Here is a 21,992-nt window from a genome sequence, read left to right on the forward strand (position 1 = left end):
ATGACCCCGGGCCACGTCCGTCAGCTTAGCGCGTCGTTGCAGCGCTTACAGGTGCCGGGATGGGCGTGGCGACCCACATCCGGCAGGATCTTCCAGCAGCGCTGACACTTCTCGCCCTCGGCCTTTTCAAAGACCACGCCCACGCCCTCGATCTCCGGCATGCGGAAGGCGGTGGACGGGATCGGATCGGCGGTCAGGACAATGTCAGAGGTGATGCAGACATCCTCGAATGCCACTGTTTTCAGCGCGTCCAGCATGGCGTCATCGCGCACATGCACCACCGGCGCGGCCTCGAGGCTGGCCCCGATGACCTTGTCGGTGCGCTGCACCTCCAGCGCGGCGGTCACGGCGCGGCGCGCGCGGCGGACCTGCGCCCATTTCGCGGCCAGCGGCTCGTCCCGCCAATCGGCGGGCGTCTCGGGGATGTCCACCAGATGCACCGAACTGTCATCGCCGGGGAAGCGTTCCAGCCAGACCTCTTCCATCGTGAACACGAGGATCGGCGCCAGCCACGTGGTCAGGCGGTGGAACAGGATATCCATCACGGTCCGCGCTGCGCGACGGCGCGCGGTGTCGCCGTCGCAATAGAGCGCGTCCTTGCGGATGTCGAAATAGAAGGCCGACAGTTCCACGGTGCAGAAGTTGAACAACTGCTGGAACACGCCTTGGAAGTCGTACTCCGTATAGCCCTTGCGGACGGTGTGATCCAACTCCGCCAGACGGTGCAGGATGTAGCGTTCGAGTTCCGGCATGTCCGCCGGATCGACGCGCTGCGACTCGTCGTAATGCGCCACCGCGCCCAGCAGGTAGCGCATGGTGTTGCGCAATCGACGATAGCTGTCGGCCACGCCTTTCAGGATTTCCGGCCCGATGCGCAGGTCGGCGGTGTAGTCGGACTGCGCCACCCACAGGCGCAGGATATCCGCGCCATATTGCTTGGTCACGTCCTCCGGGGCGATGGTGTTGCCCAAGCTCTTGGACATCTTGTTGCCCTTGGCATCCAGCGTGAAGCCATGGGTCAGCACGCCCTTATACGGCGCGCGGCCCTTGGTCCCGCAGGCTTGCAGCATCGAGGAATGGAACCACCCGCGATGTTGGTCGGTGCCTTCGAGATACAGGTCGGCGATGCCATCGGCCACGCCATCCTCGCGGTCGCGCAGCACAAAGGCATGGGTCGAGCCAGAGTCGAACCACACGTCGAGGATGTCAAAGACCTGCTCGTACTCGTCCGGGTTCACGAGGTTGCCGAGGAAACGCTCCTTCGCCCCCTCTTTATACCACGCATCCGCGCCCTCGGTCTCGAACGCCTCGTTGATGCGCTGGTTGACTTCTTCGTTCTTCAGCAAGAAGTCCGGATCGGTCGGCAGCGCGCCCTTTTTGGTGAAGCAGGTCAGCGGCACACCCCAGGCACGCTGGCGCGACAGCACCCAGTCGGGGCGGGCTTCGATCATCGAATACAGGCGGTTGCGCCCCGTTTGCGGCGTCCATTTCACCAGTTGGTCGATGGAGGTCAGGGCGCGTTCACGGATCGTCTTGCCATAGGTGTCCTGCCCGTCGCCAACCTCGCGGTCGATGGCGGCGAACCATTGCGGCGTGTTGCGGTAGATCACCGGCGCCTTCGACCGCCACGAATGCGGGTAGCTGTGGGTCATGCGACCTCGGGCGATCAGCCCGCCGACACTGACCAGCTTGTCGATCACGGCGGCGTTGGCCTTGCCCTCCTTGCCCTTGCGGTCAAAGACCTGAAGCCCGGCGAACAGCGGCACATGCGGCAGGAATTCGGATTCCTCGCCGACATTGTGGGTCATGCGGTCCATCCAGTTGCGGGCGACGAAGCACTCATAGTCCTCCTGACCGTGGCTGGGCGCGGTATGGACAAAGCCGGTGCCCGCATCGTCGGTGACATGGTCGCCGTCGATCATCGGCACGTCATAGTCCCAGAAGCCATCTGCGCCCTCGATCCCGCGGAACGGGTGGGCGAGGGTCAGGCTGCCCAGTTCAAGGGCTGTTACGTCGCACACGCGTCTATACATGCCAGCCTCAAGTCTCGCCTTGCCGAGCACCTCGTCCGCCAGCTTGTCGGCGAGGATGTAGGTGTCGCCGACCGAGACCCACGACTCGTCCGGAGTGCCGGTTACTTCATACAGGCCGTACTGAATGTCGGGCCCATAGGCGACCGCCTTGTTTGAGGGGATCGTCCATGGGGTTGTGGTCCAGATGACGACTCTTGCGTTCAGAAGACGTTTCAATCTATCAAATATGTCGGCATCGCGATTCACTGAAGTCGCGACAGGACCAGCAAATGTCCCCGTTTTCACCACCTTGAACGGCACCCAGATCGTGTGGGACTTGTGGTCGTGGTATTCGACCTCGGCCTCGGCCAGCGCGGTCTTTTCCACGGGCGACCACATGACGGGCTTGGACCCCTGATAGAGCGTGCCAGTCATCAGGAACTTCTGGAATTCCTCGGCGATCACGCGCTCGGCGTGGAAATTCATCGTCAGATAGGGATCGGCCCAGTTGCCGGTGACGCCCAGACGCTTGAATTCATCGCGCTGGATGTCGATCCAGCCTTCGGCGAACTTGCGGCATTCCTGACGGAAGTCGACGACGGGGACCTCGTCCTTGTTGCGGCCCTTGGCGCGGTATTGTTCCTCGATCTTCCACTCGATCGGCAGGCCGTGGCAATCCCAGCCCGGCACATAGCGCGCGTCGCGGCCCAGCATCTGCTGGGAGCGGACGATGAAGTCCTTCAGGACCTTGTTCAGCGCGTGGCCGATATGCAGGTGGCCGTTGGCGTAGGGAGGGCCGTCATGCAGGATGAAGGGCGCGCGGCCCTCTTTCTCGCGCAGGCGGTCATAGACGCCGATCGAGGCCCAGCGGTCGAGCCAGCCGGGTTCGCGTTTCGGCAAGCCCGCGCGCATCGGGAAATCGGTTTGCGGCAGGCAGAGGGTGTCTTTGTAATCGGGTGTTTCGGCTTGGTTTTCAGGCGTGTCGGCGCACATGTCCCGTGTCCTTTGGGTCGTCTGTCATGATGTGGGGGGTGTGGCGGCGCGGTGGTCCATACGCCTTGTCCCGGCGGCTCGTGTCGTCAGAGCGCCGGGCATGTAATTCGAATGATGATCAGGTGCCGTGTCATCATGGGCGCCTTGTAGCGCGGGGGCGAGAGCGCGTCCAGTAGGTGAGACGTGCTGCGTTGACACAGGCGGGGCAAATTCCTTCGAAGGAATTTGACAAGATTTTTCGAAAAATCTTGGGCGCGGGTTGAGGCGGTCGCACCAATCGTTTGACAGAGCGCCGGTGGGACCGGGGCAAGCAAGATTTTTCGAAAAATCTTGCACGGCGCGACGCTGCGGCTTTGCGTCCCTTGCAGGCGCGTCTGCGGCGGTCAAGGATGCGGCAAGGAGGTGCCCCATGTCCCTGCCACCGAAATTCGACGTCAGCCGTGCCGAGATCGAGCGCGTCGTGGCCACGTTCTACGACCGGGTGCGGGGGCATCCCGGCCTTGGACCGGTCTTTGCCGTCCACGTGGATGACTGGCCGTCGCACGAGGCCCGGGTGGCGGATTTCTGGGCGAACGCGATCCTCCACGAGCGCAGCTATGACGGCAACCCGGTTGCCGTGCACCGGCAGGCGGGCAATGTGCGCCCGGGCATGTTCGAGACTTGGCTGGCGCTGTTCGACCGGGTGCTGGCGCAGGAACTGCGCCCGGATCAGGCCGAGGCATGGTCGGCATTGGCGCATCGCATCGGCGGCAGTCTGCGTGCCGGGGTGGTTGACCGGATGCGCGCGCAGAACGGCGCGCCGATCCTGCGGTGAAGCGTCTGGAGATCGGAATCGCAGGCGCCGGGATCGGTGGGCTGGCGCTGGGCGCCGCCTGCGCGCAGGCGGGCCACCGGGTGCGCCTCTTCGATCAGTTCGATGCCCCTGCGCCGGTCGGGTCTGGCCTTGTGGTTCAGCCCGTCGGGCAGGACGTGCTGGAGCGTCTGGGCGCCGGTCCGGCGGCGATGGCGCTGGGCAACCGCATCCACAGGATGCTGGGCCACGACGCCCGGCACGGGCGGCCGGTTCTGGATGTCTCCTACGACGCGCCGGGCCAGCCGCGCTTTGGCCTTGCCATGCACCGTTCGGCCTTGTTTCAGGTGCTGCTCGACGCGGCGCTGTCAGCTGGGGCGGAGCTTGTCGCGTCGGCGCAGGTGACCGGCCTCGAGGGTCGGTGCTTTACCATGGGCGCGCGGCGCGAAGGCCCGTTCGACCTTCTGGTCGACGCCTCGGGCGCGGGCTCTTGCCTGTCGCCGATGAAGCCGAGAGCGCTGGCCTACGGCGCGCTTTGGGCGACGGTGGATTGGCCCGACACCGACTTACCGGTGAACGAGTTGCGGCAATGCTACCGCCGCGCCAACCGCATGTTGGGCGTGCTGCCCATCGGGCAGCTGGCCGGGGGCAGCAGGCCAAAGGCCGCGATCTTCTGGTCGCTGCCAGCGACCGCGTACCCGGATTGGCAGGCGCAGGGCCTGCCCGCGTGGAAGGCCGAGGCCGAGGGCCTCTGGCCCGATTTCGCGCCCTTCGCCGCACAGATCACCGACCCGGCGCAGATGGTGATGGCGCGCTACGCCCATGGCACGCTGGCGCGCCCTTGGGCCGGCGATGTTGTGTTCATTGGCGATGCGGCGCATCGCGCCAGCCCGCAGCTGGGGCAGGGGGCGAACATGGCGCTGCTGGATGCCTGGGCGCTGGCCTGTGCCCTGCGCGAGGCGCGGGGGGACGTGGCATTGGCGGTGTCGTGGTACGGACAGGCGCGGCGCTGGCACGTGCGCGCCTACCAGCTCATGAGCTGGCTGTTCACTCCGCAATACCAGTCTGATAGTGTCGTGTTGCCGTGGCTCCGCGACGCCGTGCTGTTCCCGGTGTCGGTGCGCGGTCCCGTCCCGCGTATCCTGACGCGGCTGGTCTGCGGCGACCTGCTGCCTCCCGTGGCGGAATGAGCGGCTCGATCGGCGGGTCCTCGTGCGGGTGCCAGCGCGCGGCGGCCTGATCCGCCCGCCTGTCCGAGGCGCGTCTGACCAGCCGCAGCAAGATGGCGATGCAGCCCATCACGATCCAGAAGCTCTGGATCAGTGCCGAGGCGAGGTTGAACTCGGCGCTCAGGCTGATCAGCACGAGCCCCGCCGCCAGCGTATTGCCGCAGAAATAGCGCAGGCTGTCGCCGGCCCAGACGCCAAGGCAAAGCGCTGCGTAGACCGCGACATAGGTGACGAAGCCCGCGACGCCGATCCAGCGAAAGACATGGGTGAGGGGCTCGGGAGAATACATATCAAGCATGGCACACCACAAAATAAGCAAAAACGGCGGCCCCGAATACGTCGGGCCTGTCTGAAGAAAGGTAGGGAAACGAGCCGACGTTCATTGTGATCCGGCTCACGTCACAGTCGGGTTTGCCGGACTGGTCCAGTCAGGCATCTGGGATCACACGGTAAAAAATGTCCCGACCCCGTAGGCGATGCCCGCTGCCGTGCCGCCGATGGCGACGGTTTCCAGCGCAGATCGCCACCAAGGGGCGAGCGACCACAGGCTCTTGAGCGCCCCAATGGCAAAGAACGTTACCAGAGTCAGCCCGGCGGACAGGCCGAACGCCCCGCCCAGCGACAGCAGAAACGGCACGAGCGGGATGATTCCCGCCGCGAGAAAGGCGGCAAAGGTGACCAGCGCGGCCTTCATCGGGTGCGGATCGGCAGCGCCCAGCCCGTATTCGCCTTCGAGCATTGTCTCGATCCAGCGGACGCGGTTGCGGGCGATCTGGTCGGTGGCTTGGTCGAGGGTGTCGCCGGACAGGCCCTTTTGTTCGAGGATGGCGCGCAGTTCCAGCCGCTCGCCCTCGGGATAGAGGCGGATATGGCGGTCCTCGACGGCGCGCAGGCGGGCGATGTCGTCCAGTTCCGCCTTGGTCGCGGCATAGTTCCCGGCGGCCATGGAAAACCCGTCCGCCAGCACGTTGGCCACGCCAAGGGCGACGATCACCAGCGGTGACAGGCCCGCCCCGGCGACGCCCGCGACGATGGCAAAGGTGGTGACCGAGCCGTCGATGGCGCCATAGACCGCGTCGCCAAGGTTCCCACGCCCGCGCTGCGGGGCGCTCAGGCGGCGGGCGATCTCCTCGGGGGTGTGGCCGTGATCTGTCTGCATGGACCGGTCATAGCGTGGCGCAGCCGTTCAGGCCAGACGCAACCGGGGGCGGCCTAGGACCCGCCCCCCTTCGCGGCCCGCAGGCCAATCCAGCGGTTGAGCCATGCCAGCCCCGCCAGCGACAGGCCCAGAAGCAGGAAGGAAAACACTCGCACCAGCCCGGTCAGCCCGGAAATGTCGATCAGGAACACCTTGGCCACCGCCAGCCCGATCAGCGCCACCCCGGCGCGCCGCAGCCGGTCGGACCGCCGCGCCAGCGCCTGATAGAACAGACCTGCACCGCAGAGCAGCAGTGCGACAGTATAGCTATACAGCTCTGGCTGGGTGACGCCGTTTTCCAGCCCCATCGTCTCGGCCCCGCGCCACGCATGGCGGATCGCCAAGCCCGCCCAAAGCGCGGCCAGCGCCAGACCGACTCCGGCAAAGCCCCAGCGCAGCGGGCGCCACAGGCCCCGCAACCGCACCGCGCCGGCGACCAGCAGCAGGCCCGGCAGCAGGTAGGCTGGTGCGAGCGTGTTCAGCACCGGCCAGCCCGGCACCCGCTGCCCGTCATAGGGCAGAAGCGGGTTTGCGAACACAACGGCCAGTGTCAGCGCCCCCAGCGCAAAGAGCCCGAACAGACCGGCCAACCCGATCCGCAGCGAGCGCAGCGCGCCGCCGAGGCGCAGCCGGTACAACTGCGCCATCATCAGTACCAGCCAGATGGTCGCGTTCAGGCCGAAATGCCAGTGGCTCTTGACCCCGTCCCAGCCCGTGGCGGACTCGATGCCGCGAAACAGCAGCAACGACAGGGTGACGCCCGCCGCCGACCACGCCCCGCTTTCGAGGAAGACGCGCGCCCGGGTGCGCGCGGACGGCAGCACGACCAACGCCGCCAGCAGCGCCGCCACGGTGCCGGGATAGGACAGCAGCACCTCCCACAGGGGGGCGTTTTCGGCCCAGACGAGGCCCGGATCGATGACAAGGCGATAGCCCAGCCCCACTACGCCCGCCGCCACGTAGACCTCCATCAAGGGCAGGTCGAACCGCCGGTCGAGCGCGCTGGCCGCCAGCACCGTGGCCGCAAGGGCCAGCGTCAGCGCCGTGGTCGTCAGCACCACGCCCAACGCGAAGGCCAGACAGGCCAGCGCCGACAGCACGGCGAGCGAGGCGCGCAGGTGATCTGCCCCGTCGGCGCGGGCGTACCGCTCGGCAAAGGCCACCATCAGCGCCGACAGGCCAAGCGCGTGCAGCGCCCATGTGGTCTGCCCGATCATCAGCGCCGGGTGCCATGTCAGTTCCAGCGCCAGCCCGGCCAGCGGCGCCAGCAGGCTGGCCGCGCCCGCCCAGATCACGCCGAAGTCGCCCGGCTGCCGCGACCGCCAGAAGGCCGCAAGCGTCGGGATCACCGCGGCCAGCAGGATCAAAAGGATGTCCCACGGCAGGCGCTGTTCGGTCAGGCCTTCGCTGGCGGTCAGCGCTGCGGCCAGCGCGTCGCGGGGTGCTTCGGACAGGGTCGGCCCGGCGATCAGCGCCAGCATCGCCAGCGACGGCAGGGCCGCGAGGTCCTGCAAGGCCGGCGCCGGGCGCGAGGCGAGGATCAGCGCTGCCGCCAGCCCCGCCGCCAGCCAAAGCGCCACCCACCATGTCAGCGCCGTCATCGGGCCGAGCACCACAAGCGTCGCCGAGGCGGCGAGCACCGCCGCCCCTGCCAGCCATGTGGCAAAGCCCGCTCCGGCCGGGTCCTGCGCGGCGATGGTCTGGCCCAAGGTGCGGCCCGCCTGATCGGGGATCAGGCTGCGCGCCGGGATCAGCACGGCCAGCGCCACCAGCGCGCAGCTGTAGGCGGCAAGGCTGACGGCCATGGTCTCGGACCCGGTGCCAAGATGCAGCAGCCACCCGGCGGCGTGCCCCAATCCCACCGCCAGCGCCGAGATCCACCCCCAGCGGCGCAGCGTGTCGATGCCCAGCCCCAGCGCCGTCAGCGTGCCGAAATACAGCAACAGCCATTCCGGCGTCTCGGAACTGCCGCCCACGGCAAAGGGTGCGCCGATGCCGCCGATCAGCCCGACGGCGGCCAGCAGCGGCCCGTGCAGCCAACCCAGCAGCAACCCGCCGCCGGCCACCAGCGCCAGCGCCACCAGCGCCGGTCCGGGGCCGATCAGGTCATACAGCAACCGCGCGGCGACGATGCCACCCATCAGCGACACCAGCCCCGCCCCGGACAGGACCGAGGGCAGGTAGGCCGAGGCGCTGCCGACATCGTCGCCCCAGCGGCGCCGGATGAACTCGCCCGCGGCGATCAGCGTGACGCCAAAGGCCAGCGCGGCGGCCACCCGCAGGCGCGGGCCGAGCAGCCCGGTCTCGATCCCGTATTGCACGAAGAAGATCCCGGCCAGCGCAAGGCTTGCAGCCGCCGCGGCGTAGAACCAGTTCTGGGTCAGCCAGATGAGCAGGGCCGAGGGCGCTTTTGGTTCTGTCGGAGTGGTGTCGGGCGGCGGCGCCTCGGTCCAAGGGGTGGCGGTCTTGGTGCGATCGGGACCGGCGGGCTCGGCGGCGCGTTTGACGCGGTCCGGATGCGCCTGACGCGAGATATGCGCCATCGGGGGGTGGGCCGGGTCCTTCGATTCGGGCGCGGGAAGGGGCGCCGGTACAGGGGCCGGCTCGGTTGCGGGGCCGCTGCCCGCCAGTCGGACAAGCTCTGCCCTGAGTTGGGCAATCTCGCGGCGGATACGGAAATGCGCGACGACGAGGGCGATCAGAACGACCGGGATGACAAACAGCACGAGGCCGAAAAAAATGACAAGTGGCGCCAAGGGAGGTCTCCTTTGGGCGGAGTTTGACCGCGTGCGCCAGCGAGGGCCAGTCCGGAAAAGCCGACCGCCGCCAAAAGCCCGCGCGCGGGCGACAGGGTCAGGACTTGTCCTTCATCACCAGCCCCGCCAGCGAGGTCCGGATGATCGCGCGGACCGAGGGGCGCTTGACGGCGGTAAAGGGCAGCGGGCGGCAGACCTCCATCGCGGCCACGCCGACCCGGGCGGTCAGTGCGCCGTTCACCATGCCCTCGCCAAAGCGGCGCGACAGCTTGCCAAGGATGCCGGACCCAAGGATCGGCTCCAGCATGTCGTCGCCCACGGCGACGGCACCGGTGGCGACGAGGTGGGACATGACGGCGCGGGTCAGCCGCCAGCTGCCCAGCGTGCCCGAGCGCCCGCCATAGATTTCGGCGATGCGGCGGATCATCCGCAGGTTGGAGGTCAACGCGGCGACCACGTCGGCCAGCGCCAGCGGCACCAACGCGGTGACCGTGGCGACCTGCCGGGCGGCGGCTTCGACTTCGCGCCGGGCGGCGGCGTCGAGCGGCGCCAGCAGCGTCGCCTCGGCATGGCCGATCAGCGCGCTTGCGTCGAGGATTTCGGCCTCGCGGTCGCGCAACTGTTCGCGGCCCCAGCGCGTGTCTTCGCGCCCAGCATACAGCGATTGCAGGTCCTTGGTCAGGGCGCGGGCCTCGGTGAGGTCGTCCCCGGCCAGCGCGGTATCGGCGCGCCGGTGCAGCGTGTCGATGCGGGCGAGGCGGCGGAAGGCGGCAAGCTCCTTGACCACGATGCCGAGACAGACCGCGACGAAGGCGGCGATCAGCGCGGTGACGGCCCAGCCGAGGATCGGGTTGGACGCGATCAGCGCTGTGGCAAAGGACCAAGCGGCGAGCGAGACCAGCGTGGTGACCAGCGCGGCCAGCAGCCGCCAGAACCAGCGCGCCAGCCGCGACGGGCGGCGCGCGGTCAGCGCGGCGACGGTGGCCATGGCCTGCCCCTGCGGGGCGGGTCCGGGATCGGGGACGGGAGGCGCCTCGGCGGGGGAGGGCGCGGCCTCGTCTTCGAGGTCGATCAGGACGGGGCCTTGTCTGTCGGTCATGCGGAACCTCTTCTCAGGCGTTGGCGGTCTGCGGGTCGGGGTGATCCCGGACCTAGCTTTGGGCGCGCCAGCGCAAACGGATGTCGGGCAGGCCTTCGTCATTGTCGCCTGCGGTGCGGTCTATCTCGACGAAGCCCATGCGGGTGTAGAAGGCGCGGGCGGCGCGGTTGGCCTCGAATGTCCAAAGCTCCAGCCGCGCGCGCTGCTGCTGGGCCTGCCGGATCAGCGCCGAGCCCAGCCCGGTCGCGCGGGCCGCCGGATCGGTGAAAAGCGCATGCACGTAGTCGTCCTCGCGCGCGATGAAGGCTTCGGGCCGGGGGCCGCGGCTGGCGACCGTCACCCATCCGCGCTCGATCAGACTGGCGGCGTGGGCAATGTCCTCGGCGGCGCTGTGCAGGCGCGGCTTCCACGCGTTTTCCCGAACCGCGTCGGTGATCATCTGTCCCAGCGCCCCGGCATCCAGCGCCGTTGCGGCGCGCAGCGTGATCCCGGGCGGAGGCGGGGCAAAGCCGTGCGCGACGGGTTGGTGTGCGCCGCTCACAGCCGGTCCCCGATCAGGAACTGCGCCGCCCGGTCCAGCCGGATATGCGGCGGACCCTCGCCGGGTTTCAGCGTGACCGGCGCGGGGGCAAAGCGCATCACCTCATAATCGGTGTCGAGCCACCTGTCCGCCCCCTGCCGGGCGGGCGTCAGCAGGTGGCTGGGGTCCTCTGGCAATTCGCCGGGATAGAAGGCTGCCTGCTTGCCGCGCGACCCGTCCGCCTGCAGCAGCGCCCCGCGCACGCAAGCCAGCTCTCGTCCGCCATGCGACACCATCTGTTCGGTCGTGGCGCGCAGCGCCGCCAGCGACAGCGCCTGCGTATCCGCCCCGGCAAAGCGCGCCCGGTCGCGGGCGTCGCGGGTCAGCGCCTCCATGATGGCGCTCAGCCGGGCATGTTGGGTGTGGTGAAGATGATCCGCCTTGGTCGCGGCGAACAGGATCTTTTCCACCCGCTTGCCCAGCAGCAATTGCGACAGAAAGGCGTTCTGCCCTGGCCGAAACGCCCCAAGGATATCGGCCAGCGTCTGGCGCAGGTCCTCGACCGCTTTCGGCCCGGAGTGGATGGCGCCAAGGGCGTCGACCAGCACGATCTGCCGGTCGATCCGGGCGAAATGGTCCCGGAAGAAGGGTTTGACGACCTTGGCCTTGTAAGCCTCGAACCGCCGCTCGAACTCGCGATAAAGCGACCGCCGCCCGGCACCGTCCTGCGGCGGCAAGGGCGCGAAGGTTAGCACCGGCGAGCCGTCCAGATCGCCGGGCAACAGGAACCGCCCGGGCGCGCAGTCGGAAAACCCCGCCCCGCGCGCGGCATGCAGCAGCGCCGTCCAGGCGCTGGCAAGGCGCTTGGCCACGGGTTCGTCAAGATCGGCCTGCGCGGCCTCGGAGGTGGCGAGCGCGGCAAAGCCCGCGTGATCGGGCCAGCGGGTCATGCGGGTCAGCATGGTCTCGGACCATTGGGCAAAGCTCTTGTCCATCAGGCCAAGGTCCAGAAGCCACTCCCCCGGATAATCGACGATATCCAGATGCAGCGTTCGCGGCCCCGACAGACCCGAGAGCAGCCCGGTCGGGCGCACCTTCAGCGACAGGCGCAGCTCGGAAATCGCACGGGTGCTGTCGGGCCAGCGCGGGTCGGTGCCGGTCAGCTCGGCCAGATGGCTTTCATAGTCGAAACGCGGCACCGTATCGTCGGGCTGCGGTTGCAGGAAGGTGGTGAGGATACGGCCCTCGCGCTCGGCCACCAATTGCGGCATGCGCGCACGATCCAGCAGGTTGGCCACCAGCGAGGTGATGAACACGGTCTTGCCCGCGCGCGCCAGCCCGGTGACACCCAGCCGCAGGGTCGGCTCCATGAAGGTCTGTGAAAACGTGTCGGACACCTGCTCCACCCCGCGGGTGAGCGTGTCGGCAATCGTGCCTAGGACCATGGGCCGCCTTTCTGTCGTACACCGGCAATCTAGGCAGCCCGGCCCGGATATGCCAGAGGGAGGGACGCGCGCAGCTTCCCCCTTGCACCGGGCGCCACCCTGACCGTCACGACCCGCCCTCGCTACGGGCGCCAACCCGAGCGGACGACCGAAGGGAGGACAGCGAGGCACCCTGCGCGCCGAAGGCGCACCTTTGGATCACCACACCCGCCCTTGCGGTGACGAGACCGGCGGGCTATCCGGCTGCCATGCCCAGATACGCGCTTCTCGTGGAATATGACGGTCGGCCCTTCGCAGGCTGGCAAAGACAGGCGGATCAGCCCTCGGTGCAGGGCGCGATCGAGGCCGCGCTGGCGCGGCTGGAGCCACGCGCCCACACCATCGCCGCCGCCGGGCGGACCGATGCCGGGGTGCATGGGCGCGGGCAGGTCGCACAGTGCGACATGGACAAGGACTGGGACCCGTTCCGCCTGTCCGAGGCTCTGAACTATCACCTCAAACCCGCCCCGGTCGGCATCCTCGCCTGCGCGCGCGTCGATGATGAGTGGCACGCGCGTTTTTCCGCCATCGAACGGCGCTACCTCTTCCGCCTGCTCATGCGCCGCGCCCCCGCGACGCTGGAGACCGGGCAGGTCTGGCGGGTGAACCACGACCTCGACGCAGAGGCCATGCGCGCCGGGGCGGCGCATCTCGTCGGGCTTCACGACTTCACCACCTTCCGTTCGGTGATGTGTCAGGCGAAATCCCCGGTCAAGACGCTGGACGAGATCCGCATCGACCGGGTCGAGGGACCGGCCGGGCCGGAAATCCAGTTCCGCCTGCGGGCGCGGTCCTTCCTACACAATCAGGTCCGCTCCATCGTCGGCACGCTGGAGCGCGTCGGTGCGGGCGCCTGGGCGCCCGAGCGGGTGGCCGAGGCCTTGGACGCGCGCGACCGCGCGGCCTGCGGACCGGTCAGCCCGCCGGACGGGCTGTACCTGACGGGGGTTGGCTATCCCGAGGACCCGTTTTCCTGAAAAGGGCGCACAGCGCCGCCCCGTGGACTGTCAGTCATTGTCGATATCGCCCGCCCCTGCGCCGGAGCGGGAAGCGTCGCTGGCGGGCACGAGCGTGCGCGCCGCCAGCGCGGCCAGTGCGTCGTAGCACTCACCTTGCAGCGTCAGCCGCGCGGGCAGGGAACTGGCCGGAGCGTCCGGCGCAATGGACAGGTGCAGGCGCGGGATTCCGTCCTCTTCGACCACGTGGCAGCCTGCGATCGCGTGGCCGCAAATCCGCGCATAGGCCGGGGCCAGCGCCGCGTCGCCCGGTTGCAGGCTGAGCACCATGTCGGGCCCGGCCAGCGGCAGGGCGCGGCGGATGTCCTCGGGCAGCAGGTGCAGCCGCAGGATCGGCCCGCCCTCCGCGTCAAGCGCCCGTGTCAGCGCCTCCGGGTCGCCCTCCAGCGCGAGGTGATGCGCGGCGGCGCGGCCAAAGCTGTCCGCTTGCGCCGAGGGGAAGCCCGCGCCAAGCGCGGCCTTGCGGGCAAGGACCTCGACCTCGTTGACCGAACGCATCACGCGCTGGCCCTCAGCCACCAGTCATCGGCCAGCGGCGTCGACAAGTCCTCGGGCAGGGGCGCACCGCGACACAGGGTGACGCGGGTCCAGAGATCCGATTTCGGATCGAAACCCGTCGCCCCGAAGAAGGCCAGTTTGCAGCGCAGCATGTCGATGGGCCGCGTGGTGTCCGCGAGCAGGTTGTCCTGGATTTCCGAATAGGGATGGGCATCCGCCAGCAGCACCCGCGCCAGCGCCATCTCGTGCTGCGGATGGGCTTCGCGGAAGGCGCGCAGCGGACCCCTTTCGGGCAATGCGCGATGCAGCGCCTGCACCCGGCGGGCGATGTCGAGCGGGCTTTCCCGCTCGGCCCCCGGCTCGGCAAAGCGGTCGCCGAGGCGCGGTTCGTTCTTTTCCTCGGACACGTACCAGAAGCGGCGCAGATGCGCGGGGTCGTCGAAATCGAGCGCAAGCGCCCAGCCGAACTGCGCCGCGATGCGGGCGCGCAGATCTTCGACCGTATCGGGCGGCAGGGGCGTCGGCGGGGCCGTGTCGGCCATCGTCTCGGCAAGGTCGTCGATCACCTCGCCGAAGGGTTCGAGCAGCAGGGCAACCGTCAGTTCCTGTGTCTGGACGGACAGGGCGTCGGTCGCGGCGAGGATCTGTGACGGGCTGCCCTGCGCCACCGCAGCGATGACCTGCGGCCATTCCCGAGCGGTCTGGGCGATCTCGCCCTGAGCGCGCGGATCGGGCACGCGCCAGTCGGCGAGGTGCTGCGCCGCGCGCAGCGCCAGCGTATGCAGGCGCGCCCGCGCCTCGGGCGAGATATCGGGCATGGCCAGCACCCGCGCCAGCGCGGTTTCGCGCGCCGCGATCCAGTTGTTCAGCAGCACCGGATGGGACACGAGGAACGGCGCCATGCCGAGCCCGGTCGAATTGCCGATGCCAAGGCGGCGTTTCAGATCGGGATCGAGCGGCGCGCCGCCCAGATGCTCGACGAGGTCGTGGGTGAAGGTCCGGATCATCCATACGGTCAGCATCTCGGCGGCGAAGGGGCCTTGTAGGCCGGGACGGCCAGCGATCAGGGCGCGGTCGGCGATGCCGAATTTGCCGTTGCCGTAGACGGCGGTCGTCCGCATCAGATAGCCCACGGCATCGATCTGGTCCCGGTCGGGCTGCTGGCCCGCGCGCAGGTGCTCGACGATATGACCGAACAGGCGGACGGACTTGTTGGCGCGCGACAGGACGAGGTCGCGCGGGCCGAATCGCCCGGCCTCCTGCAAAGGCGCATTGGCGGTGATGCGGGCGATGTCCTCGGGGCCGGGGATGCCGTCGAACAGCACATAGGCAGTGTCCCAAGCGGTGGCGATCACCCGGTCCGAGCGGTCCTCATCCGCCAGCGGGCTGGATACGGCGACAAGGCTGTAATCGTGCCCGCCAAGCGCGATGGTGTAGACCGCGTGCCCATAGCCCTCGGCGTCGATCTGCCAGACCGGGCGGCGCAACTCGGCACCCTCGCGCGCGAGCCGTCTGGTCAGGCAGCGCAGGAAGGACAGGCGGGTTGGAAAGCCCGCGCCCATCCGGGCGAGGCGCATGACCTGCGCGGCTGGGCGCAGCGGGGGCAGGGCAATGTCTTTCATGCGGGCAGTCTGGCATCGCGCGCCGTGTCAGGAAAGAGAGATTCGCGACGCAGGGTGGTCCGGTGACGACTGGGCAGGGCGGTGAGCTTGGGTAGGATGGGTGATCACCCATCCTACTTCAGGTCACGCAGGCCCGAAGCTGGCCTCGTAGAACCGCAGCCAGTTGTCGCCCATGATCCCGTCCGTCTCGGCCCGCGAAAAGCCCACCTCGCGCAGCCCGTCGCGGATATTGTCCCAGTCGCGGTTGTCGCAGAACCAGTCGGGCTGCGGCGGAAAGCCGGGCTTGGCCGCCGAGCCCTCGCCATAGTCGATGTCCTTGGTCCAGCGCCCCACGCGCATCCATTCGACGACCTTGTCCGGCTGGTCCTGACACAGATCGGTGCCGATGCCGAGGTTTTCCGCCCCGTACCGATCCGCCGCCTCGGCGATCATCTCGCAGAAATCCGATATGCGGCAATTCGTGCCGTCCTTCAGGTGATGCGGATAGACGGAAAAGCCCAACATCCCGCCGGAATTGGTCAGCGCCTTCAACACCGTATCGGACTTGTTGCGCAGCGCCGGGTGCCACCAATGCGGGTTGGCATGGGTGATCGCGATGGGCCGTGTGGAATGGTCGATCGCCTCCAGCGTCGACCGCTCCGCGCTGTGGCTCATGTCCACGACCAGCCCAACCCGGTTCATCTCGGCCACCACGGCGCGCCCCATGCGGGTCAACCCGGTATCTTCGTCCTCGTAACAGCCCGTCGCCAGCAGCGACTGGTTGTTGTAGGTCAACTGCATGAAGCGCACACCCAGCTGGTGCACGATCTCGACCAGCCCGATATCATCCTCGATGGGCGAGGGGTTCTGAAATCCAAAGAAGACCGCCGTGCGCCCGGTCTGCTGGGCCTCGATCACATGCCGCGCCTCGGTCCCGCGCAGGATCAGGCCGGGGAACTGCTCGAACCAGCGGTTCCAGCGTTCGAGGTTCAGCACCATTTCGCGGAAACTCTCGTGATAGGCGATGGTCACGTGGATTGCGTCGACGCCGCCTTCGCGCAATTGGCGAAAGACCTTTTCCGAGAAGTTGCAGTATTGCAGGTTGTCGATCAGCACGCTCATGGGCGCGACGCTAGCCGCGCCCTTTGCGGGCGTCCAGCCCTATCCGCGTCCGCGATAGGTTGGCACGTCTTGATCGGGAATCCACACACCCGACGGCACCTCGCCGGTCTGGTAGAAGACGTCGATCGGGATACCGCCGCGCGGATACCAATAGCCGCCGATGCGCAGCCACTCCGGGTCTAGGAGATCGACGATGCGCTTGCCGATCATCACCGTGCAGGCCTCGTGAAAGGCCCCGTGGTTGCGGAAGGAAAACAGGAACAGTTTCAGCGATTTGGATTCCACCAGCCAATCGCGCGGCACATAGTCGATCACCAGATGCGCAAAGTCCGGCTGCCCCGTCATCGGACACAGCGAGGTGAATTCCGGCGCGGTGAAGCGCACGCAATAGCGCGTCCCGGCCTCGGGGTTGGGGACCCGCTCCAGCACGGCTTGATCGGGGTCGGTGGGGATGCCGGTCGGCTGGCCCAGCTGTTGCAGGCCGGAATAGATATCGTCGCTCATGATGCGTCCTTTCGCGTTGCGCGCGTCCTATCGCGTGCCGCCGCCGCTGACAATTTCCCTTGCATTCGCGCGCGATGCAGCGCATCAGTCGCGCATGGACACCAAGACGATCATCCGACGAGCCTGAGCTTTCCCCGCGCCAGTCGCGCGCGGTTTCGTCGTTTTTGTCCACACCACCCCCTTGAAAACTTGACTCGGTCCCTTGGTCGCGTAACCAATCGGGCCTCATCTATCCGGAGACGTGACATGATCGCACCCGTTCTGCCCACCTATGCACGCGCGCCCCTGCACTTTGTGAAGGGCGAAGGTTCGTGGCTGATCGAGGAGGACGGGCGACGCTTTCTCGACCTTGGCTCCGGCATTGCCGTGAACGCGCTGGGCCATGCGGCCCCCGAACTGGTCGCCGCATTGACCGAGCAGGCGAACACGCTGTGGCACGTGTCGAACCTGTACGAGATTCCGCAACAAGAGGCGCTGGCGCGCAAGCTGGTCGACGTGACCTTTGCCGACACGGTCTTCTTCACCAATTCCGGCACCGAGGCTTGCGAACTGGCGGTCAAGATGGCGCGCAAATATTGGCACGACAAAGGCCAGCCCGAAAAGATCGAGATCCTGACCTTCGACGGCTGCTTCCATGGCCGGTCCACGGCGGCGATTGCGGCCTCTGGCGCGCCCAAGATGGTCGGCGGGTTTGGTCCCGTGCTCGAAGGTTTCGTGCACCTGCCGTGGGGCGATCACGATGCGCTGAACGCCGCGATCAATGAGCGTACGGGGGCGATCCTCATCGAACCGGTGCAGGGCGAAGGCGGCATCCGCCCGCTGCCCGACCAATGCCTGCAAGGCCTGCGCAAGCTGTGCGACGAAAAGGGCATCCTGCTGATCCTGGACGAGGTGCAATGCGGCATGGGCCGGACGGGCAAGCTCTTTGCGCATGAATGGGCGGGCATCACCCCCGATATCATGATGGTCGCCAAGGGCATCGGCGGCGGCTTCCCGCTTGGCGCCGTGCTGGCCACCGAGGATGCCGCCAGCGGCATGGTCACCGGCACGCACGGCTCGACCTATGGCGGCAACCCGCTGGGCTGCGCCGTGGGCAAGGCCGTGGTGGATCGCATCGCCGACCCGGCCTTCCTTGAACAGGTCCGCGCCCGCGCCGGTCAGTTGCGGCAAGGTCTCGAAGGGCTGGTCGCCAGCCATCCGGACATCTTCGAGTCCGTTCGCGGTCAGGGCCTGATGCTTGGCCTGCGCACCAAGATCGCCCCGGCCGATTTCGTCAAGGCGGGCTACGCCGCCGAGGTCATCACGGTTCCAGCCGCCGACAACATCGTCCGTCTGCTGCCGCCGCTGACCCTGTCCGAAGACGAGGTCGCCGAGGCCATCACCCGTCTCGACAAGGCCGCCGCCTCCCTAGCCGCCTGATGCTTCTTCTGGCCAAAAATACCGCGGGGTGAATGCGCCAGTGGCGCAGAGGGGCAGCGCCCCTCCCCCCCTTTCACAAAAAAGAACACTGACATGAACCACTTCCTTGACATCCACAAGACCGACAAGGACCAGCTGAGGGCCATCATCGACGAGGCCAAGGCGATCAAGTCCGCCCGCAACGGCCGCCCCAAGGCGATGCCCGACGACGAAACCCCGCTCGACGGGCGCATGGTCGCGCTGATCTTCGAAAAACCGTCGACCCGGACCCGCGTGTCGTTCGACGTGGGCGTGCGGCAGATGGGCGGGCAGACCATGGTGCTGTCCGGCAGCGACATGCAACTGGGCCATGGCGAGACCATCGCCGACACCGCCCGCGTCCTCAGCCGCTTCGTCGACATGATCATGATCCGCACCTTCGACGAAAGTGTGCTCGAAGAGATGTCGGACTACGCGACCGTGCCGGTCATCAACGGGCTGACGGACCGCACGCATCCCTGCCAGATCATGGCCGACATCCTGACCTTCGAGGAACATCGCGGCCCCATTGCCGGGAAAAAGGTCGTCTGGTGCGGCGACGGCAACAACGTCTGCGCGTCCTTCCTGCATGCCGCCGGGCAGTTCGGGTTCGACCTGACCTTCACCGGGCCGGTGCAGCTTGACCCCGAGATGGAATTCGTGGGCCTCGCCCGCAATCAGGGCAGCACGATCACCATCGAACGCGACCCGTTCAAGGCCGTCGAGGGCGCCGATCTGGTGGTCGCCGACACTTGGGTCTCGATGCATGACGCGCAATCCGCCAGGGAACGCCGTCACAACATGTTGCGCCCCTATCAGGTCAACGAGGCCCTGATGGAGGCGGCGGGCAAGGACGCGCTCTTCATGCACTGCCTGCCCGCGCATCGCGGCGAAGAGGTGACGTCCGAGGTGATGGATGGCCCGCAATCGGTGATCTGGGACGAGGCCGAAAACCGGCTCCACGCCCAGAAGGCGATCATGCGCTGGTGCATCGGCGGCTGATATATCCCGTAGGTCGGGATCACCCCGACCTACCCTTAGAACACCACGCGCGTGAACCACACGATCGCCATAAGCCAGAACATCGGGACAAAGATCAGCACCGCCCCCCAGATCAACGGTTGCACCGGGTTGCGCCGCATGACGCGGGGCGGCAGGTGCGGGCGGTACTGATAGGGGGCGACCGAGAAGCGTTTGGGCAGCTCTTGCATCCGGGACTCCATGCATGACTGGCGCAAGCCTGCCCGAGAGCGGTTAAGATTGTCCTAGCTGCGGCGGCAAAGCTCACGTGCCGCGCGGTTTTGCCCGCAGGGTCGGGTCCGCCTGTGTCGGGTCCTCGGGCCAAGGGTGGCGCGGGTATTTCGCCCGCATGTCCTTACGCACATCCGCATAGGAGCCCGACCAGAAACCCGGCAGGTCCATCGTCGTTTGCACGGGCCGCTGCGCGGGGCTCAGCAGCGTCACCTTCAGGGCCGTGCGCCCCACCATCGGGTGCGTGGTCTGGCCGAACAACTCTTGCAGGCGCAAGGAAATCTCCGGATGCTCGCCGGAATAATCGATCGGGATCTGCCGCCCCAGCGGCGTCGTGAAATGGGCCGGGACCGAACCATCCAGAGCCTGCATCTGGCCCCAGTCCAGCCGCGCGCGCAGGGCTGGCAACAGGTCGAACTTCTTCCAGTCGGCGGCGGTCCTGACCCCCGAGAGGTAGGGGAGAAGCCAGTCCTCGACGCTGTCCAGAAGCGCCTCGGGGGACATGTCGGGCAGGTCATGCCCGGCCTCGCGCGCCAGCGCCACGCGGGCGCAGAATCGCCGGGCTGCGTCCGACAGCGTGATGCCCAGATCACGCACCCCGTCCAACATGGCGCGGGCAATGGCCTCATCCGGGGCGTCCTTCCAGATGCGGTCATCCAGCGCGATCGCCCCCAGCCGTTCCTGCTGGCGCGCGATCACGCGGCGTTCGCGCCGGGACCATTCGCACATGTCGTGCCACGCGATCTGATCGGCGAACAGCGCGCGTATCTCGGCCAACGAGATCGCCACCGCCTGCCGGATGCGCGCCTCGCGCGGGTTGCCGTCGGTATCCGTCACCACGAGCAGCCGTTCGCCCGCAAGCGGGTCGGCCTCGTCCATCACCGCGCCCTTGCCGCCAGACAGTTGAAAGCGCGGTGCGTCCCCCTTGCGCCGCAGCCCGATGCGGTCGGGATAGGCCAGCGCGGCCATCTCGGCGGCGCTGCGCGTGGGCGCGGCGCGGGGGGCAGAGCGCGCCAGCCGCTTCGCCTCGGTCCGGATGGTTTCCAGCGCGCCGCGATGGATTGCATGGGGGCGGGTCTCGGCGAAACGCCGCGGGTCGGAGAGCGCCTCCAGCCGCAGGGTCAAGTCTGTGGGCGCCCCTGTGAGCGGATCGCGATTGGACAAGAGAGACGCCAGATTTGCACCCTTTTGACCCGACATCAGCAACATATGGGCAAGACGCGGGTGCAGCGGCAAGGCGGCGATGGCGCGCCCGTGATCGGTGATCCGCCCGTCTTCGAGCGCGCCCAGCAGGGTCAGCAGCGCGCGCGCCTCGGCATAGGCGCCCTCGGGCGGCGGCGTGAGAAACGGTAATTGGTCGGGCGACGCCTCCCACAGCGCCAGTTCCAGCGCCAGACCGGCCAAGTCGGCAGCCTCGATTTCCGCGGGGGGATAAGGGCTTAGCGCGCCTTCCTCACCCTTTGTCCAAAGCTTGTAGGCGGTGCCTTCGGCGACGCGCCCGGCGCGCCCCGCACGCTGTGTGGCCTCGGCCCGGGTGACGCGTTCGGTCACCAGCCGCGACATGCCCGAGCCGGGGTGGAAGCGCGCCCGCCGGGCCTTGCCGCCGTCGATGACCACGCGGATATCGGCGATGGTCAGCGAGGTCTCGGCAATCGAGGTGGCCAGCACCAGCTTGCGCCCCGATGTCTCGGGCCGGATCGCGGCGCGCTGCGCGGCAAAGTCCATCGCACCGAAGAGCGGACGCAGGTTCACGTCGCCCGGCAGGCGGCCCCGCAACAAGGCCTCGGTGCGGCGAATCTCTCCTTCGCCGGGCAGGAAGGCCAGCATGCCCCCCGTCGTCTGGGCCGCGGCGCGGCAGATCAGGTCGGCCATGGCATCCTCGAACCGCATCCGCTTGCCCAGCGGCGCGTCCAGCCAGACCGGCGTCACCGGAAAGGCGCGCCCCTCGGAGGTGACGACCGGCGCGTCCATCAGCTCGGCCACCGGCCCGGCATCCAGTGTTGCGGACATGGCGATCAGGATCAGGTCCTCGCGCAGGGCTCCGGCGATTTCGAGGCACAGCGCCAGTCCCAGATCGGCATTCAGCGAGCGTTCGTGGAATTCGTCGAACAGCACCGCGCCCACGCCGGTCAGTTCCGGGTCGGACTGGATCATGCGCGTCAGGATGCCCTCGGTCACGACCTCGATGCGGGTCTGCCTGCCGGTCTTCGCCTCGCCCCGGATGCGGTAGCCGACGGTTTCGCCGACCTCCTCGCCCAGCGTCTCGGCCATGCGGGTCGCCGCCGCGCGCGCCGCAAGGCGACGCGGTTCCAGCATGACGATGCGCCCGGTCACCAGCCCCGCGTCGAGCAGCGCCAGGGGCACCCGCGTCGTCTTGCCCGCGCCGGGGGGCGCCTGCAGCACCGCACGGCCCCGCGCCCGCAGGGCATCCAGCAGGGCGGGCAGGGCGTCGTCGATGGGCAGGCGCGGTGTCATGCGCCCC

General features: G+C 68.0%; 17 protein-coding genes and 1 pseudogene. 5 read left to right on the top strand and 13 right to left on the bottom strand.

Translation table 11 applies throughout. From position 1 onward, the window contains the following. Positions 1 to 20 precede the first annotated feature (20 nt). Positions 21 to 3,005 (bottom strand): isoleucine--tRNA ligase, encoded by a 2,985-nt coding sequence (gene ileS, locus D8Z78_RS13070; RefSeq protein ID WP_121630719.1) that lies wholly within the window; start codon positions 3,003 to 3,005, stop codon positions 21 to 23. 409 nt (positions 3,006 to 3,414) lie between these two features. Here ileS and D8Z78_RS13075 point away from each other — a divergent pair, with 409 nt between their 5' ends. Both D8Z78_RS13075 and D8Z78_RS13080 read left to right on the top strand, forming a co-directional pair. Continuing rightward, entirely contained in the window at positions 3,415 to 3,819 is a 405-nt protein-coding gene (locus D8Z78_RS13075) for a group III truncated hemoglobin (protein WP_121630720.1), read from the top strand. Next, positions 3,816 to 4,985: an FAD-dependent oxidoreductase gene (locus tag D8Z78_RS13080; protein ID WP_240672115.1), complete on the top strand. Its 1,170-nt coding sequence runs from the start codon at positions 3,816 to 3,818 to the stop codon at positions 4,983 to 4,985. The genes D8Z78_RS13075 and D8Z78_RS13080 overlap by 4 nt, the downstream gene beginning before the upstream one ends. Positions 4,986 to 5,070: 85 nt before the next feature. Here the strand turns inward: D8Z78_RS13080 and D8Z78_RS25355 are convergent. The 6 genes and pseudogenes from D8Z78_RS25355 to D8Z78_RS13110 form a co-directional block, all read right to left on the bottom strand. Further along, positions 5,071 to 5,322: pseudogene (locus D8Z78_RS25355) on the bottom strand (CBU_0592 family membrane protein); the annotation flags it as partial. A 144-nt stretch (positions 5,323 to 5,466) separates the two neighbouring features. Continuing rightward, the gene (locus D8Z78_RS13090; RefSeq protein WP_121630721.1) at positions 5,467 to 6,183 is read right to left on the bottom strand and encodes a VIT1/CCC1 transporter family protein; all 717 of its coding nucleotides are present in this window, start codon (positions 6,181 to 6,183) and stop codon (positions 5,467 to 5,469) included. Between the two features lie 53 nt (positions 6,184 to 6,236). After that, positions 6,237 to 8,978, bottom strand: coding sequence for a DUF2339 domain-containing protein (locus tag D8Z78_RS13095; protein ID WP_121630722.1), 2,742 nt, complete (start codon positions 8,976 to 8,978; stop codon positions 6,237 to 6,239). A 97-nt stretch (positions 8,979 to 9,075) separates the two neighbouring features. After that, a complete protein-coding gene (locus D8Z78_RS13100) occupies positions 9,076 to 10,077 on the bottom strand; it encodes a YcjF family protein (protein WP_121630723.1) in 1,002 nt (333 codons plus the stop codon). Positions 10,078 to 10,129: 52 nt separating this feature from the next. After that, complete coding sequence (locus D8Z78_RS13105; protein ID WP_240672116.1) at positions 10,130 to 10,618, bottom strand: GNAT family N-acetyltransferase; 489 nt, start codon at positions 10,616 to 10,618, stop codon at positions 10,130 to 10,132. After that, positions 10,615 to 12,042 (bottom strand): YcjX family GTP-binding protein, encoded by a 1,428-nt coding sequence (locus D8Z78_RS13110; protein WP_121630724.1) that lies wholly within the window; start codon positions 12,040 to 12,042, stop codon positions 10,615 to 10,617. Before D8Z78_RS13110 ends, D8Z78_RS13105 begins: the two co-directional genes overlap by 4 nt. 248 nt (positions 12,043 to 12,290) lie before the next feature. Here D8Z78_RS13110 and truA point away from each other — a divergent pair, with 248 nt between their 5' ends. After that, a complete protein-coding gene (truA, locus tag D8Z78_RS13115; RefSeq protein WP_121630725.1) occupies positions 12,291 to 13,058 on the top strand; it encodes a tRNA pseudouridine(38-40) synthase TruA in 768 nt (255 codons plus the stop codon). A gap of 30 nt (positions 13,059 to 13,088) precedes the next feature. Here truA and D8Z78_RS24610 read toward each other — a convergent pair whose 3' ends face one another. The 4 genes from D8Z78_RS24610 to queF form a co-directional block, all read right to left on the bottom strand. After that, the gene (locus D8Z78_RS24610; protein ID WP_164932961.1) at positions 13,089 to 13,595 is read right to left on the bottom strand and encodes a hypothetical protein; all 507 of its coding nucleotides are present in this window, start codon (positions 13,593 to 13,595) and stop codon (positions 13,089 to 13,091) included. Beyond that, positions 13,595 to 15,217 (bottom strand): hypothetical protein, encoded by a 1,623-nt coding sequence (locus tag D8Z78_RS13125; protein WP_121630727.1) that lies wholly within the window; start codon positions 15,215 to 15,217, stop codon positions 13,595 to 13,597. Before D8Z78_RS13125 ends, D8Z78_RS24610 begins: the two co-directional genes overlap by 1 nt. A gap of 123 nt (positions 15,218 to 15,340) precedes the next feature. After that, entirely contained in the window at positions 15,341 to 16,318 is a 978-nt protein-coding gene (locus D8Z78_RS13130; protein WP_121630728.1) for a membrane dipeptidase, read from the bottom strand. A 39-nt stretch (positions 16,319 to 16,357) separates the two neighbouring features. Further along, positions 16,358 to 16,822, bottom strand: a complete 465-nt coding sequence (queF, locus tag D8Z78_RS13135) for a preQ(1) synthase (protein ID WP_121630729.1) — start codon at positions 16,820 to 16,822, stop codon at positions 16,358 to 16,360. Between the two features lie 246 nt (positions 16,823 to 17,068). On the opposite strand from queF, the gene D8Z78_RS13140 reads away from it, so the two are divergent. Together D8Z78_RS13140 and argF are read left to right on the top strand one after the other, a co-directional pair. Then, positions 17,069 to 18,241 (top strand): aspartate aminotransferase family protein, encoded by a 1,173-nt coding sequence (locus D8Z78_RS13140; protein WP_121630730.1) that lies wholly within the window; start codon positions 17,069 to 17,071, stop codon positions 18,239 to 18,241. A 93-nt stretch (positions 18,242 to 18,334) separates the two neighbouring features. Continuing rightward, a complete protein-coding gene (gene argF / locus D8Z78_RS13145; RefSeq protein WP_121630731.1) occupies positions 18,335 to 19,261 on the top strand; it encodes an ornithine carbamoyltransferase in 927 nt (308 codons plus the stop codon). 35 nt (positions 19,262 to 19,296) lie between these two features. Here argF and D8Z78_RS24615 read toward each other — a convergent pair whose 3' ends face one another. After that, on the bottom strand, positions 19,297 to 19,470 hold the full coding sequence (locus tag D8Z78_RS24615) for a hypothetical protein (protein ID WP_164932962.1): 174 nt from the start codon (positions 19,468 to 19,470) through the stop codon (positions 19,297 to 19,299). A 73-nt stretch (positions 19,471 to 19,543) separates the two neighbouring features. Continuing rightward, positions 19,544 to 21,985 carry an ATP-dependent helicase HrpB gene (hrpB, locus tag D8Z78_RS13150; protein ID WP_121630732.1) on the bottom strand — a complete coding sequence of 814 codons (2,442 nt, stop codon included), beginning with the start codon at positions 21,983 to 21,985 and terminating at the stop codon, positions 19,544 to 19,546. Positions 21,986 to 21,992 lie beyond the last annotated feature (7 nt).

The sequence above is a fragment of the Tropicibacter alexandrii genome (assembly GCF_003667315.2).
Taxonomy (GTDB): domain Bacteria; phylum Pseudomonadota; class Alphaproteobacteria; order Rhodobacterales; family Rhodobacteraceae; genus Tropicibacter; species Tropicibacter alexandrii.

Bases quoted from the DNA above. Each gene is read 5' to 3' on its own strand.
- ileS (WP_121630719.1), bottom strand. From the start codon at position 3,005: ATGTGCGCCGACACGCCTGAAAACCAAGCCGAAACACCCGATTACAAA.
- D8Z78_RS13075 (WP_121630720.1), top strand. From the start codon at position 3,415: ATGTCCCTGCCACCGAAATTCGACGTCAGCCGTGCCGAGATCGAGCGC.
- D8Z78_RS13090 (WP_121630721.1), bottom strand. From the start codon at position 6,183: ATGCAGACAGATCACGGCCACACCCCCGAGGAGATCGCCCGCCGCCTG.
- D8Z78_RS13100 (WP_121630723.1), bottom strand. From the start codon at position 10,077: ATGACCGACAGACAAGGCCCCGTCCTGATCGACCTCGAAGACGAGGCC.
- D8Z78_RS13110 (WP_121630724.1), bottom strand. From the start codon at position 12,042: ATGGTCCTAGGCACGATTGCCGACACGCTCACCCGCGGGGTGGAGCAG.
- truA (WP_121630725.1), top strand. From the start codon at position 12,291: ATGCCCAGATACGCGCTTCTCGTGGAATATGACGGTCGGCCCTTCGCA.
- D8Z78_RS24610 (WP_164932961.1), bottom strand. From the start codon at position 13,595: ATGCGTTCGGTCAACGAGGTCGAGGTCCTTGCCCGCAAGGCCGCGCTT.
- D8Z78_RS13125 (WP_121630727.1), bottom strand. From the start codon at position 15,217: ATGAAAGACATTGCCCTGCCCCCGCTGCGCCCAGCCGCGCAGGTCATG.
- D8Z78_RS13130 (WP_121630728.1), bottom strand. From the start codon at position 16,318: ATGAGCGTGCTGATCGACAACCTGCAATACTGCAACTTCTCGGAAAAG.
- queF (WP_121630729.1), bottom strand. From the start codon at position 16,822: ATGAGCGACGATATCTATTCCGGCCTGCAACAGCTGGGCCAGCCGACC.
- D8Z78_RS13140 (WP_121630730.1), top strand. From the start codon at position 17,069: ATGATCGCACCCGTTCTGCCCACCTATGCACGCGCGCCCCTGCACTTT.
- argF (WP_121630731.1), top strand. From the start codon at position 18,335: ATGAACCACTTCCTTGACATCCACAAGACCGACAAGGACCAGCTGAGG.
- D8Z78_RS24615 (WP_164932962.1), bottom strand. From the start codon at position 19,470: ATGCAAGAGCTGCCCAAACGCTTCTCGGTCGCCCCCTATCAGTACCGC.
- hrpB (WP_121630732.1), bottom strand. From the start codon at position 21,985: ATGACACCGCGCCTGCCCATCGACGACGCCCTGCCCGCCCTGCTGGAT.